Consider the following 247-nt stretch of genomic DNA (forward strand, 5'->3'; position numbering starts at 1 on the left):
TGATGGGGGCGGGTGCGTTGCTTTTGACCACCGCTGCGGTACCGGCGGCGGCCCACGATTGGGACGGCTATGGCTATGGCCGTTACGACTCTGGCGGCGGCTACTACTACAATGTCGTGCGCCAGCATGTGCAGGAGTGCCGGCAGCACGAGCGCTTCCACGAGCAGCTCGATGCTCTGCACGGCGATGCCCATGACGAAGGCTTCGACGGCCGCGACGAACACGACGATCTGCACGATGCGCTCGA

Annotated in this window: 1 protein-coding gene; it reads left to right on the plus strand. The window is 64.8% G+C overall.

Annotated elements, in window-relative coordinates:
- Window positions 1–247: hypothetical protein (locus ACZ3HG_RS24485; protein WP_465335085.1), on the plus strand; the 247-nt coding region annotated here is incomplete at both ends.

The sequence above is a fragment of the Erwinia sp. PME.40.26/001 genome (assembly GCF_055556675.1).